10 protein-coding genes are annotated in these 14181 nt (G+C 70.2%); 7 read left to right on the top strand and 3 right to left on the bottom strand.

Translation table 11 applies throughout. The features are described 5' to 3' along the window. The first annotated feature begins 23 nt into the window (after positions 1-23). The 5 genes from infB (at position 24) to KEG57_RS24570 (ending at position 6683) form a co-directional block, all read left to right on the top strand. Positions 24-3269, top strand: a complete 3246-nt coding sequence (gene infB, locus KEG57_RS24590; RefSeq protein ID WP_272423330.1) for a translation initiation factor IF-2 — start codon at positions 24-26, stop codon at positions 3267-3269. Between the two features lie 43 nt (positions 3270-3312). Beyond that, on the top strand, positions 3313-3693 hold the full coding sequence (locus tag KEG57_RS24585; RefSeq protein WP_272423331.1) for a DUF503 domain-containing protein: 381 nt from the start codon (positions 3313-3315) through the stop codon (positions 3691-3693). After that, positions 3690-4070: a 30S ribosome-binding factor RbfA gene (rbfA, locus tag KEG57_RS24580; RefSeq protein WP_272423332.1), complete on the top strand. Its 381-nt coding sequence runs from the start codon at positions 3690-3692 to the stop codon at positions 4068-4070. The genes KEG57_RS24585 and rbfA overlap by 4 nt, the downstream gene beginning before the upstream one ends. A 62-nt stretch (positions 4071-4132) precedes the next feature. After that, entirely contained in the window at positions 4133-5695 is a 1563-nt protein-coding gene (locus tag KEG57_RS24575) for a serine/threonine-protein kinase (RefSeq protein WP_272423333.1), read from the top strand. After that, positions 5685-6683 (top strand): hypothetical protein, encoded by a 999-nt coding sequence (locus KEG57_RS24570; protein ID WP_272423334.1) that lies wholly within the window; start codon positions 5685-5687, stop codon positions 6681-6683. Before KEG57_RS24575 ends, KEG57_RS24570 begins: the two co-directional genes overlap by 11 nt. 9 nt (positions 6684-6692) lie before the next feature. Here KEG57_RS24570 and KEG57_RS24565 read toward each other — a convergent pair whose 3' ends face one another. From KEG57_RS24565 to KEG57_RS24555, 3 genes are all read right to left on the bottom strand, one after another. Next, on the bottom strand, positions 6693-8831 hold the full coding sequence (locus KEG57_RS24565; protein ID WP_272423335.1) for a serine/threonine-protein kinase: 2139 nt from the start codon (positions 8829-8831) through the stop codon (positions 6693-6695). A 74-nt stretch (positions 8832-8905) separates the two neighbouring features. Beyond that, entirely contained in the window at positions 8906-9298 is a 393-nt protein-coding gene (locus KEG57_RS24560) for a DUF3592 domain-containing protein (RefSeq protein ID WP_272423336.1), read from the bottom strand. A 10-nt stretch (positions 9299-9308) separates the two neighbouring features. Then, complete coding sequence (locus tag KEG57_RS24555) at positions 9309-10856, bottom strand: phytoene desaturase family protein (protein WP_272423337.1); 1548 nt, start codon at positions 10854-10856, stop codon at positions 9309-9311. Positions 10857-11055: 199 nt separating this feature from the next. Between KEG57_RS24555 and KEG57_RS24550 the strand changes: the two genes are divergently transcribed. Together KEG57_RS24550 and KEG57_RS24545 are read left to right on the top strand one after the other, a co-directional pair. Continuing rightward, positions 11056-12318, top strand: coding sequence for a TRAP transporter small permease subunit (locus KEG57_RS24550; protein ID WP_272423338.1), 1263 nt, complete (start codon positions 11056-11058; stop codon positions 12316-12318). Continuing rightward, the gene (locus KEG57_RS24545) at positions 12315-13976 is read left to right on the top strand and encodes a TRAP transporter large permease (protein ID WP_272423339.1); all 1662 of its coding nucleotides are present in this window, start codon (positions 12315-12317) and stop codon (positions 13974-13976) included. The genes KEG57_RS24550 and KEG57_RS24545 overlap by 4 nt, the downstream gene beginning before the upstream one ends. Positions 13977-14181 lie beyond the last annotated feature (205 nt).

Raw genomic sequence — 14181 nt, 5'->3', positions numbered from 1 at the left:
TTGTCGTTACTGGAGCGAGGTGCATGAGCAAAGTTCGGGTGTACGAGGTCGCTAAACAGCTCAACATGGATCAGAAGACGCTGGTCGCGCTCTTCCAGTCCATGGGTATCGGCGACGTGCGCAACCACATGAGCGCGGTTGAGAGCGATGTGGTGGAGCGCGTGAAGCGCCATCTGGAGCGGCAAAAGGCGCCCGAGGTGGTCGAGGAACGGATCCGTCCGACGGTCGTGAAGCGCCGTGCGCGGGGCGCCGAAGGTGAGACCTCCGGCCCCGAGCCGACGACGACCCCCGCACGTGCCGCCGCTCCCAACGTCCCGCCCGCGCGCGCCTCCGCTCCATCCGCCGCTCCCGCCCCGACGAGCCCGACATCGACAGCGGCCGCGCCCGCGCCGAGGACCGCGCAAGCTCCGGCGCCGGTCGTCGAGGCGGCGAAGCCTGCTCCCGCGCCCGCTCCCGAGAAGCCCGCAGCGACGCAGATGGCGCCCGCCCAGCCGGTGGAACGTGAAGCGAAGGAGGCGCGCGAGGTTGCTCCGCCTGCGCCGCCCCCTGCTCCGGCCCCGGTCGCGGCAGCGGAGCCCCCGAAGCCCGTCGCCGTGGAGAAGGCCCCGGAGGCGCCCGCGCCGAAGCCCGTGGAGGCGGCACCCCCGCCGCCGGTCGAGGCTCCGAAGCCCGCGCCCGCGGTCGCGGCCGAGGCCCCGAAGGCCGCGGCAGCCCCGGCCGAGCCCGCGCCCGCCCCGAAGGCGGCCGAGCCCGAGCCGGCGCCGAAGGTCGCAGCGGAGCCGCCCAAGAAGGCCGAGGAGCCTGCCAAGCAGGTCGCCGCGCCTGCCGAGACGCCGAAGGCGCCGCCCGCGCCGCCGGCCGCTCCGGCAACGACGCCTGCGCCGAAGGCCGCGGAGCCTGCGCCGAAGGCGGCTGCCGAGCCGCCCAAGAAGGCCGAGGAGCCGGCAAAGCCCGCGCCCGAGGCGCCCAAACCGGCGGCGGCTCCGCAGGCGCAGCAGCCGCAGCGGGCCGGTGGGTCGTCGCAGCAGGGCCCGTCGAAGCCCACGACGCCGCCTCCGGCCACGACGCGCTCGCCCGCGCCGCAGCAGGGCCCGGGTCGCACGCCGCCGCCGAGCGCGCCGCCTCCGGCTCGCACGGCGCCTGCGTCGTCCGTGCCGCCGCCGCGCAAGCCGTCGGACACGCCGTCCTCGGTCCCGCCGCGTCCGTCGTCCCCGCCGAAGACGGGCATCGACGTGTGGCAGGGCCGCCCCGGCGTCCCGATGCCGGCCGCGCAGCGCACGAGCACGCCGCGCCGCACGACCTACGATCCGCGCGCCCAGGCGCCGCAGCCGGGCCGTCCCGGCACGGGCTTCGGCCCGCAGGCGGGTCGTCCGGGTCAGCCGGGCGGACCGCGCAGCGGCCCGCAGCGTCCTGGCATGGGCGGCTTCCGTCGTCCGGGCGGGCCTCCGATCCAGCAGCGGCGCGGCCCGGCGCAGGTCTCCACGCAGGAGATGGCCTCCCACAAGAAGGTCGTCAAAATCGAGGAGCAGGTCAGCCTGCAGGCGCTCGCCGGGAAGATGAGCGTGAAGTCGACCGATGTTCTCCTGAAGCTCCTCAGCATGGGGATGACGGGCGTGAACATCAACTCGACGCTTGACGCCGACACCGCGAAGATCATCGCGAGCGAGTTCGGCTGGAGCGTCGAGGACGTCGCGGTCAGCGAGACGCAGACGCTCGAGGACGCGACGCGCGTCGAGTCCGAGGCCGACCTCGACTTCGAGCTGCGTCCGCCGATCGTCACGGTCATGGGTCACGTCGACCACGGCAAGACGTCGTTGCTCGACCGGATCCGCAAGGCCAGCGTGGCCGAGGGCGAGGCGGGCGGCATCACGCAGCACATCGGCGCGTACCGCGTCGAGACGCCGCGTGGGACGATCGCGTTCCTCGACACGCCGGGTCACGAGGCGTTCACGGCGATGCGCGCCCGCGGCGCCTCGCTGACGGACATCGTCGTGCTCGTGGTCGCAGCGGACGACGGCGTCATGCCGCAGACCAAGGAGGCGATCTCGCACGCGCAGGCCGCGAAGGTGCCGATCATCGTCGCGGTGAACAAGATCGACAAGCCGGGCGCGGATCCCGACAAGATCAAGCGCGACCTCGCGAATCTCGGGCTTCAGCCGGAGGAGTGGGGCGGCCAGACGATGTTCATGCACGTGTCGGCGAAGACCGGGCAGAACATCGATCAGCTCCTCGAGTCGATCATCCTGCAGGCCGAGATCCTCGAGCTCAAGGCCTACGCGAAGCGTCGCGCGAGCGCGACGGTCATCGAGGCGCTGCTCGATCGCGGCCGCGGTCCGGTCGCGCGCGTCATGATCCAGGACGGCACCCTGCGCACGGGCGACATCATCATCGCCGGCAGCGTGTGGGGGAAGGTCCGGGCGATGACGGACGAGCTCGGCCGATCGGTCGGGAGCGCGGGTCCGGCGACGCCAGTCGAGGTGCTCGGTTTGAACGAGGTGCCGAGCGCGGGTGATCCGGTGCATGCGGTCAAGGACGCCAAGACGGCGGAGGAGATCGCGGAGACGCGTCGCAAGAAGGCGTCGAAGTCGCTCATCCCGCAGAGCTCGGCGGTGTCGCTCGAGACCCTCACCTCGCGCCTCGCGGAGAGCGATCAGCTCGAGCTGAAGCTCATCGTGAAGGGCGACGTGCAGGGCTCGGTCGAGGCCATCACCCACGCGCTCTCGAAGCTCTCGACGCAGAAGGTCAAGGTCACGATCGTGCACGCGGGCGTCGGTGGCATCACCGAGGGCGACGTGAACCTGGCGGTCGCCTCGAAGGCGATCATCGTCGGGTTCAACGTCCGGCCTGCGGGCAAGGCCGCGAGCCATGCCGAGACCGAGGGCGTCGAGATCCGGCTCTACAACATCATCTACAACGCGGTCGACGACATCCGGTCCGCGATGGAAGGCCTCTTGCCTGCCACCAAGGTCGAGAAGCAGCTCGGCCGGGCGGAGGTTCGTCAGGTCTTCCGCGTCGCGAAGATTGGCACCGTCGCCGGCTGCATGGTGACGAGCGGGCTCGTGAAGCGGACGGCGGAGGCGCGGCTCATCCGCGACAGCGTCGTCGTCTGGACGGGCAAGCTCTCGGGCCTGCGCCGCTTCAAGGACGACGCGAAAGAGGTGACCGAGGGGTTCGAGTGCGGCATCTCGCTCGAGAACTACCAGGACCTCAAGGAAAACGACGTCATCGAGTGCTTCGAGATCGAAGAGGTCAAGACGAAGCTCACCTGAGCTTCGGGGTGACCGCGGACCCGGGTAGCGCCGGCGAACGACGATGTTTGTTGGTGTGTTGAGGCTGAGGTTGGATGTGCCCGGGGCGCGGTCGCTCAAGGACAAGCGGAGCGTCGTCCGCTCGTTCAAGGAGCGGGTGCAAGCACGGCTGAAGGTGGCGGTCGCGGAGGTCGGGGTTCTCGACGATCCGCGGCACGCCACCCTCGGGGTCGCGGTCGTGTCGAACTCGCACACGGTCTGTGATCAGATGATCTCGAGCGTGGTGAGCATGGCCTCCACGCTGCCCGACGCGCTCCTCGCCGATCGGGCGAGCGAGATCGTGAGCTTCGGCGAAGGTGGTCGGGGCGTCGTGGGCGGGATCGAGCAGATGCTCGGGGATCTCGGCGACGACGACCACGACGACGACGAAGGGGAATCCGCGTGAGTGGACAAGGATTGCGGTCGGCTCGGGTGGCGGCGCGGGTTCGTGAGGAGCTCGCGGCGCTCTTGCGGGACATGGCGGATCCGCGCCTCTTCGGGGTGCTCATCTCGCGCGTGGAGATGACCGACGACCTGCAGACGGCGCGGGTCTTCGTGCGGAACGAGCTCGGCACGGCGCAGGGCGAAGCGGAGCGCCGGTCGATGCTGAAGGGGCTCGAGGCGGCCGGGGGACGGCTCCGGCGCGATGTCGGCAAGGCGGTCCAGCTTCGCCGGGCCCCGGACCTCAAGTTCATCTACGACACGGGCCAGGACAGCGCGTATCGCGTCGAGGAGATCTTGCACGAGATCCGGATGGACGACGCGAAGCGTGACAAGGGCTAACGAGGCGTTTTCGCGCGTCGAATGAATCTCACCGCAGCGGATGCCGTGGTATTCTCCGCGCCGTGAGCCTTTCGGCCGGCGCGATCGTCGGTACCAACGTGCGTCTGCTTCGTCCGCTCAAGCGCGGCGGAATGGGCAGCGTGTGGCTCGCAGAGCACCTGACGCTGCGCACGCAGGTCGCCGTGAAGTTCATGTCCGAGCGCCTCGCGCAGGACCCGGAGTACGTGGCTCGCTTCACGCGCGAGGCCATGGCGAGCGCGCAGATCAAGAGCCCGAACGTCGTTCAGGTCTTCGATCACGGCATCACGCCCGACGGCACGCCGTACATCGTGATGGAGCTGCTCGAAGGCGAAGACCTGCGCATGCGGCTCTCGAAGATCGGCACGATCGGCCTCGACGAGGCGGCGACGATCGTCGTGCACGTGGCGCGCGCTCTCTCGAAGGCGCACGCGCTCGGCATCGTTCATCGGGACATGAAGCCCGACAACGTCTTCCTGTGTGATCAGGACGGCGAGCTCTTCGTGAAACTGCTCGACTTCGGGATCGCGAAGCACGCGACGCCCGAGGGCGAAGGGCTCGACGGCATGACGGGCACGGGCGCGATGGTGGGCACACCGCACTACATGAGCCCCGAGCAGATCCTGAGCGCGCGGCGCGTGGATCATCGGGCGGATCTGTGGTCGGTCGGCGTCGTCCTGTATCGCGCGCTCACGGGGCACGTGCCGTTCCAGGGCGAGACGCTCGGCGCGGTGTGTATCGCGATCGAGCGCGGGAGCTTCGTGCCGCCGAGCCAGAGGCGACCCGGGCTCCTGCCCACGCTCGACGCGTGGTTCCTGCGGGCGCTCGCGCGGGATCCGGCGCAGCGGTTCCAGTCGGCCAAGGAGCTCGCGGATGCGTTCCTCGCGGCGCTCGTCGCGGGCGGGTATGCCGCGCCGGCGTCGCCGTTCCGGCTGGACACGAGCGCGGCTTCGCGAGCGGCCCCGACGGCGCAGCCGCCGGGCAGCTTGACACCGCTGCCGGGGAGCGGCGCGTCGACCTCGGGCGCAGCGTGGGTCTCGGGCGCGACGCCGCCGCCGATGATGAACACCGGACCTTCGGTCGCCACGCCTCCGCCGGGGCTGCCGGAGACGGCGCTGCCGACGGGCTCGGGGCGGTATGCGTCGTCCGGCGAGCCGCCGTGGGCCGCGAGCGGCGCGGCCGCAGCGCCGCCGCCGCTGCAGACGTTTCATGGCTCGTCGGTCACGCATGCCGAGTGGAAGAGCTCTTCGCGACGACGCGCGCTGGTCACGGTCGTGTCGGGCGCGCTCGGGGTCGTCGTGCTCATCCTGATCGTGATCGTCGTGCTCACGAAGGGCGATGGGACCGAAGGTGAAAACGCGGCGGCCGCGCTCCCGACCGACGTGACGACGACGAAGGCGGCTGCGCAAGCCGCGCCTCCGGCACCCACGCCGGAGCCCGTCGCGACACCTGCTGCGACGCCGGCCGCGACCCCGGCCGCGACGCCGACCGAGACCGCGGAGGCGCCGCCGGCGACCTCGGCGAAGGCGTCCGTGGCGCCCGTCAAGCCGACCTCGACTTCGACCTCCACCTCCACGGGGAAAACGAAACGTGATCGTGGGTTCTGAAAGGGCACGCGGGCGAGCGCGGAGGACGCTCGTCGCGTGGCTCCTCGGCTTCACGACGATCGTGGCGGCAAACGCCGTCGCGCTCGCGCAATCGAAGACGGAGCGCGACATGGCGCGCGCGCTCATGGACGAGGGCGACGCGAAGGTCGAGAAGAAGGATTTCGCCGGCGCGCTGCGCGCTTATCGCGCGGCGCACGCGATCATGGGCGTGCCGTCGACGGGCATCGAGGTCGCGCGCACCGAGGAGAAGCTCGGGCACCTCGTCGAGGCGCACAAGGCCGCGCTCGAGGTCACGCGTTTGCCCGAGAAGCCCGGCGAGCCGAAGCCGTTCACCGAGGCGCGCGAGGCCGCGAAGAAACTCGCGGCGGAGATCGAGCCGCGCATCCCGATGCTCACGGTCGTCGTGCGAGGCGTGCCCGAGAGCGCGCCGGTCGAGGTGAAGATCGACGGCGTGCTCGTGCCGAGCGAGGCCGCGCGCGCGGCGCAGCCGGTGAACCCGGGCAAGCATGAGGTCTCGGCGGCGGCGACGGGGCTCCCGCCCGTGTCGAAGGAGATCGAGATCGCGGAGGCGCAGCGGCAAAAGGTCACGCTCGCGCTCGGCGACGCGGCGGCGTCGGATGACGTCCACGAGCCCGGCCGGCGTGTCTCGCCGCTCGTCTACGTGGGCTTTGGCGTGGGCGGCGCAGGGCTCATCGCGGGCGCGGTGACCGGGGCTCTCTCGCTCTCGCGCGCGGGCACCGTGGGAGAGCTCTGCCCCGCGGGGACGTGCCCGACGCAGGCTGCGCTCGACGAAGCTACGCCGGTGAACGACTCCGCGAAGACGCTCGCCAACGTCTCCAACGTCGCGTTCGCACTCGCGGTCGTCGGCATCGGCGTCGGCGTCGCGGGGATCTTCCTTTCGGGCGGCGAGCCCAAGAAGAGCCCCGAAACGACCTCGATCCGGCTGAACATCGGGCCGACTGGGATCGGACTCGTCGGCCGCTTCTGAGCGTCGCCTTCAGCGCAGGAAACGAAGCGCGAGCAGCACGCCGGCCGCGACGAGAGCGAGGGCCGCGACGATCACGAGGATCGCCATCTGCTGCTTGCCCTGCTCGATCTCGACGGGCTTGGTCTGCGTCGCGGCAGCTGCGCCACGCATCGCGCCGCTCGTCGATGCTGCCGCGGGGCGCCTTCGCCAGGGCACGGGCGCGCGCAGCGGGCGCACGCCGCCGGGGACGCCGCCAGGGACGGCGCCGGGGCCCGGCGGAGGAACCGAGATGCGCTCCTCGGGCAGCGGCGCGGGCGGGTGCAGCGGCGCGGCGGCGGGGAGGTTACCGCGTCGCTCGGGCACGGCGGCGGGCTCGGCCGCGCGCGGCGGGATGTTCGACGTGCGCTCCGGGCGAGCGGGCAGGGCGGAGATGCGATCGGGGCGCGTAGGCAGGGCCGAGGTGCGATCCGTGCGACCGGGCAGGACGGAGACGCGACCCTCGCGGCCCGGGACGATCGAAGGTCGATCGGGGTTCCGGCCGGGCAGGGCGGAGATCCGATCCGCGCGGCCCGTTCCGCCGGACGAGGTGGGCCGCTCGGAGCCCGTGCGCGTGGGGGCTGCGGGGTGCTCCGAGGGGACGCGGTTCGCGGCGGGGTGCTCGGACGGGCTGCGGGCTTGCGTGGGCTCCTCGGCGCGCGGGCCCGAGGGGAACGTCGCGTCGAGGATGGGATCCGGCGGCAGCGCGGACGTGTCGCTCGGCGGCTTCGGCGCGCGCATCGCCGAGGTGAGCGTCGCGTCGAGGACGGGATCCGGCGGGAACGAGGAAACCTCTTGGGACGTCGCGGGCTGCGAGGTGACCGCCTCCGGCCGTGCGAGCGTCGGCGGTTCGGAGGACCGATGCGGGATGTTCTCCAGCGTCTTCGGCGGCTCGCTGATGGTCGCAGACGGCTTGGCTTCCCACGCGGGCGCAGGTGCAGCCTCGGGCAGCGGCAGCGGCGGCACCGCGCTCTTCCGCTGCCCGCGCATGAACGGCATCGGCCGCACCAGGCGACGTGTCGGCGTGTCGGGCGCGTCGTCATCGTCGTCCGGCATCGCCTTGGGCAGCGCGTCTTTCGGCAGCGTGTCCACGCGCATCGTCGCCGGCTCGTCGTCCACGACCGGCTCCGGCTCCTTCTTCACGACCGGCACCGTCGGCATCACGTCCGTCGTGTCCCAGCGCGGGCGGATGTTGCTCGAGGAGAGACCGTCCGCGACACGCTCGAGTTCCGCGGCGAACGTTCGCGCCGTGGCGAAGCGATCCGCGGGCTCCTTCGCGAGTGCCTTCAGCACGATCGCATCGAGCCCGGCCGGCAGCGCTTGCGTCGCGTACCGCGAGGGTGACTCCGGCACCTGGAACGCGTGCGCGCGCGTCAGCTCCAGCAGCGTCGTGATGTGATCGAACGGCCCGCGCCCTGCGAGCAGCGTGTAGAGCACCATGCCCACGGCGTAGAGATCCGCGCGACCGTCGACGGGACGACCGCGCGCTTGTTCCGGCGAGAAGAAGCGCGGCGTGCCCATCGCCACGCCTTCGGCCGTGGGGAACGCGAGTGGCAGGGGCGTGCTGTCCCCCGCCACGCCGATCACCTTGGCGACGCCGAAATCGAGCACCTTCACCAGGCGGCGTTCACCGTTCGGCGCGTCGCACAGGAACAGGTTGTCGAGCTTCACGTCGCGATGCACGACGCCCGCGTCGTGCGCGGCGGCGAGGCCTGCGAGCGCCTGACGCACGACGTCGATCGCCTCGGCCACCGGGAAGAACGTCCGCTGCTCGAGCTCCTCGCGCAGGTTCCGCCCGTGGAGACGCTCCATCACGAGGAACGTCCGTCCTTCGGCCGTCTGCCCGAAGTCGGTCACCTGCACCAGGTTCGGGTGCGTGAGCTTCGCCAGCGCTTGCGCCTCGATCCGCATCCGGTCGACGTAGTCGGGACGGTTCGCGTGCCGCTCTTGCAGGAGCTTCACGACCACGCGTTTGCCGAGCGCCACGTGCTCGGCCTCCACCACGTCGCCCATGCCTCCGCGGCCGAGCGGCGCGATGAAGCGGTACGGCGTTCCGTCGAGCAGCGTGGGTTTGTAGCCCTGGGGAGCGGCCGGAGGATCCGACGGGCCGATGGGGTTGTGGGCCGAAGTCACGGTCTCCGGCGATACTACTTCGTTCTGGCCCGAGCGGGTGGGGAGAGTCCGTGCTCGTTTTGTGACACGGACGGCTAGGTCACGAGCGCCTGGACGGCCGCGGCGACACCGAGCAGCGCGGCGAACGCGATCCACACGAGCCCCGGGCCCCAGATCTGCGCCGACGCGTTTCGCCGCGCGCGTTCGGGATCCCGCGGATCGTAGAGCACGGGCACCTCCGCGCCGATCCGCGCCTCGTCACCGGCCTTGCGCGTCCGCTCGATCACCTCGACGTCGAGCCCGTCCTCCGTTCGGAAACGAAGCCGCGGCGGTGGATCGTCGTCGTCTGGCTCGGCGGATGTGTTTACGACGACGCGCGCCGTCGCGATCTTGCCCACGCGCACGAGCCGAGCGGCGCGCACGATCTCGACGAGACCCGCGAGCGCCGAGATCCCTGCTGCGAGGGAGATGCCGACGGGCGAGAACACGGGCGAGAGCTTACCCGAGGTCCTTGATCACGGCCTCTGCTGCGTTGTGGCCCGCGGCGCCGATCACCGCGCCGGCCGGGTGCGCGCCGGCGCTCGCGAGGTAGAGGCCGGGGACGCCGAAGCGATACGGCATGCGCTCGGAAAAACCGTAGCTGTTGTCCACGTGGTGGATGTGTCCGTACGTGATGCCGAAATGTCGCTCGATTCCCTTCGGCGACAGCGCGAACGTGTCCTCCACGAGATCACTCGTGCCGGGCGCGAAGCGATCGCAGATCGAGAGCAGATGCTTCACGTAGCCCGGCAGCGCGTCGTCCCAGGCGCGGCCGCCTTCGAGCTCGTAAGGCACCCATTGCACGAAGAGCGCGGCGTTGTGTCGTCCCTCCGCGTCGCGCAGCGAGCCGTCGACGGCCGTGTGGATGTACCACTCCATCGACGGGAACTCCGGCAGACGCCCGGCCATCGCGTCGGCGTGGGTTTTTCGGAGCGACGCGAGCACCTCGTCCTCGTCGGGCAGGAGATGGATCGTCGAGCCGTACTGCCCACGATCCTCGGGCAAACACGTGAACGTCGGCAGCTCTCGCAGCGCCATGTTCACCTTCATGGTCGTGCCCGGCCGCTGCACTTCGTCGAGGCGCTGCGACAGCGCCGCCGACAGATGCTCTTTCCCCACGAGCCCGCGCGTCCGGTAGGGATCCGCGTTCGACACCACGACCTTCGTCGCGATCCGCGAACCGTCCTCCAGGATCACGCCGCTCACCGCGCCGTCCGTCACCTCGATCGACGCGACCTTCGCGCCTTCGCGAATCACCGCGCCCTCGTCGCGCGCCTTCGCCGCGAGTGTCTGCGACACCGTGCCCATGCCCCCTTCGACGACCATCCACGTCCCATCGGCGCCGGGCAGGCGGCACATGTTGTGGACGAGGAAGTTCATGCCCGTACCGGGCGAGTCGTAGCCGCCCGAGAGCCCGGAAAAGCCGTCGGTCACGGCGTACATCGCCTTGATGAGATCGCTCTGGAACCCGAACCGATCGAGGTAGTCGCTCACGGGCCCGCGACAGAGATCGACGAACGCCTTGCGCAGCGCGGGCCGCACGTACCGCTCGGCCGTCTCCTCCAGCGAGAGCGGCTCTTCGAGCCACGTCTTTGCGATGTCGTCACGGATCGCCGCGAGCTCCTCGTTCAGCGCGACGTTCGCGTTCCAGTCCGCCTCCGAGAAAAACTCCGAGATTTGCCGGCGCATCGACGCCGTGTCGGATCCGAAGAGCAGGTATCGGTTGCCCCGCGTGGGAAGGAAGTAATGCGGATCGCGCCGCTTCATGGGCAGATCAACGCCGAGCTTCGCGAGCAGCTCCGGCGGGATCAGGCCGAGCAGATACGCGCCGGTCGAAACGCCGAGCTTCGGAGCGCGGGAAAACGGGAATTCGGTTTTCGTGGCGCCGCCGAGGGTGGGTTTTTCTTCCAGGACCAGAACCCGGAGCTTCTTCCGAGCGAGCAGGATGGCCGCCGCGAGTCCGTTGTGCCCGGCCCCCACGATCACGACGTCGGCGCGCTGTTCCATGCGGGTTTCGTTAGCCCGCGTGCTCCCGTTTGTCCACGCATCACGGGGCGCGGAGCCCTGGATCCAGCCAGGGAAAACCTTTCTGACGATGGGGCCACGCTCGGACAAGCCGAGCTACGCCCCCAAACCCCCGTTACGCACAGCGTCGAAGCGTTCGCCGCCGTTTACCGGGGCTTCCTGAAACCGTTAATGTCGCGCCATGGCAGGCGAACGCGACGACGAAGGCCAGGGCGACGACGAAACGAAAGACCCGGCCGAGGCCGAAGCGCCCAGCGAATCCGACGCTTCCACGAGCACGGAGAAGGGCGAAGCGGAGGACGTGCCTTCGCGTGAGGAGGACGCGCAAACGCACGCGGAGCCGAAACCTGCAGGCGCCGCGTGGGGCCTGCCGTTCGTGCGAATCGAGCGAGCGCTCACGTGGTTCGAATCGCGCCTGCTCTTCGTGGTGCTGCTCGCGCTCGTGTTCTCGCTGGTCGCGTGGATCTCGCTGCGCGGCCTGGCCGCGCCGGTGCAAGCGGACAACGCCGCCGGGACCGTGTTTCGCGGGCTGCTCGGCGCAGCGATCCTCGGCGCGCTGGCGCGGTTCGGGACGGCGCGCGCGAAGGTCGATAGCGAGAGGAAGCGCGCGATCGTGACGATCGCGGCGATGGCGATCGGCGCGGGCATCGCGCCGGCGTGGCGCAAGATCGGCGTGGATCACTTCGACGCGATCCTGAACTGGCTCCAGGAGGGCTCGGCGCTCACGCTCGTCGGCGGCCTGCGCGGCGTGGCCACGCGCCTCACGCTGCTCGTCGCGCTCATCGGCGGGTCGCTCGCGGCGGCGCGCTCGAAGCACATCAACATCGACGTCGTGCTGCGCTTCATGCAGCCGAAGCTCCGCCCCTTCGTGCACATCGCGGGCGCTCTCGCGACGGCCGCCGTCTGCTTCACCGCGGGCTTCGGCTTTCTCGACTACATCTCGATCGAGGGCTTCGGCCAGCCCAAGGACGCGCCGATCGCGGAGAAGGTCTCGGGCATCGCGCGCACCTCGTCGCTGCACGTCTTCGTCCTGCGCAAGCAGCTCGCGCTCGATCTGCGGGCCATGCCCGCCGTCGTCTTCAAGGGCGCCCGCTGGGACGATCCTTCGCGCATGAACGGTCGCGCGTGGAACACCTGGCTCGACGAGGCGGGCTTCGCCGATCGCTTCACCGCGGAGGAGCTCGCGAGCATGAAGGCTCCGCCGGGCGCCGAAGAAGAGCCGCGTGTGGCCATCGTGAACCTGCCCGGCGAGAGCGCGCGTGGCGTGCTCGTGCACGACATGAACCTCATGTGGGTCGTGGGGCTCTGGATGATCGGCCTGCGCGTGCTGCTCCGCGCGCTGTTCGTCGCGTCCGGCCACGCCTCCGTCGAGTCCGACGCCGACGAGCGGGACGAGGACGACGCGCCAGATGCATCCGCGGCGGCAGGGGAGGGGGCGCGATGAAACTCTGGGCGATCGTCATCTTCCTCCTCACGCTCGTGGGGATGCCGCTCTTCGCCGTGATGGGCGGCATCTCCATCCTGTCGTGGCTCGGCTCGGATCTGCCCGATCAACGCTTCGTCCGGTTCATCGCGGCGAACGTGCTCGAAGACAGGTTCTCGAACACGCCCATCCTCGCCACGATCCCGCTCTTCACGTTCGTCGGCTACTTGATGGCCGAGTCGAAGACGCCCGATCGCATCGTCCGCGCCGCCTCGGCGGTGCTCGGTTGGATGCCTGGGGGGCTCGCGATCGTGTGCACCGTGGCGAGCGCGTTCTTCGCGACGCTCACGGGCGGCAGCGGCGTCACCATCGTCGCGATCGGCGGCCTGCTCTATCCGGCGCTTCGCCGGCAGGGTTATTCGGAGAAGTTCACGCTCGGCCTCGTCACGACGGCAGGGGCGATGGGCCTGCTGTTCTTCCCGAGCCCGCTCGTCATGATCTACGCCTTCGTCGCGGGCGTGGACGTCACGCGCGCCTACAAGGCGACGCTGCCTCCGGGCCTCCTCTTGATGGTGCTGCTCTGCGGCTACGCGTTCTACGAGGGCAAGCGGTCGGGCATCCCGCGATCGAAGTTTGACCTCAAAGAAGCCGGCTCCGCGGTATGGGCCGTGAAGTGGGAGCTCGCGACCCCGCTGCTCGTCGGCCTCGGCCTGGCGACGGGGCTCATGGAGCTCGACGAGAGCGCCGGCGCGGCCGTGATCTACACGCTGATCGTCGAGGTCTTCGTCTACAAGGATCTGACCCTGCGCAAGGTCGTGAAGGTCGCGCGCGACGCGATGACGCTCTCCGGCGCGATCATCCTCATCCTCGCGATGGCCACGGCCATGACGAACTACATCATCCAGGAGCGCATCCCGCAGGCGATCCTCGAATGGTTCACCGCGCGCGGCATGACCGAGGCCTGGCAGTTCATCCTGGTCTTGAACCTCTTCGTCTTCGTGCTCGCCATGCTGATGGAGCCGTTTGGCGCGCTGCTCGTGGCGATACCGCTGCTCATCCCGCTCGCCGCGACGTTCCACATCAACCCATTCCACCTCGCGGTCATGTTCCTGCTCAACCTCGAGATCGCGTACGTGACGCCGCCGATGGGGTTGAACCTCTTCATCGCGAGCTTCCGCTTCTCGCGTCCGATCGTCGATGTCTACCGCGTCGTCCTACCCTTCGTCGCAGTGCTGACGATCGGCCTCGGCGTCGTGATCGTCATGCCATCCATGTCGAGCTTCACGATCGCGGGCGACGTCGCGCATGCGCGGGCGCAGGCCGCGAAAGACGGAGTCGCGCCGCGCGAGGCATGGCTGCTCGAATGCGTGCAGGAGGACACGAACAACCTCAAGCCGTGCAGCAAGGAAGACATCGCGAAGTGGGGCGCGGACGGGCAGGGGATCGCAGCAGCGAAGCAACCCGAGACGCCGAAGCCCAAGGGCGACGTCATTCCCGCAGTGGACAGCGGCGCGGACGCAGGCGCAGACGCAGGCGCGGACGAGATGGATGCGCTGCTGAAGGAGATGCTCGGCGGCGGCGCAGACGCAGGAGCGCCCGACGCGGAGGCGCCGAAAGCCGCGGACGAGATGGACGATCTGCTGAAGGAGATGCTCGAAGCGGGGAAGGACGGAGGCTAGCGTCTCATCGCAAGCCGTTGCGCCGGGGCGCTGCCCCGGACCCCGCGGGGGCTGTCCGCCCCTCGACCCGGACCAGGCACGGCCTGGACCGAGGGTGGAAGAACTGCGCATCGCGCAGTTCTTCCAACGGGCCCGGTGCGGCCAGCAGGGTCGTCGTTGGTCTTGACCTGGCCTGTTCGATGAACTGCGCATCGCGCAGTTCATC

It is taken from the genome of Polyangium jinanense (assembly GCF_028435365.1).
This window is presented reverse-complemented; position numbering and strand designations above follow the sequence as displayed.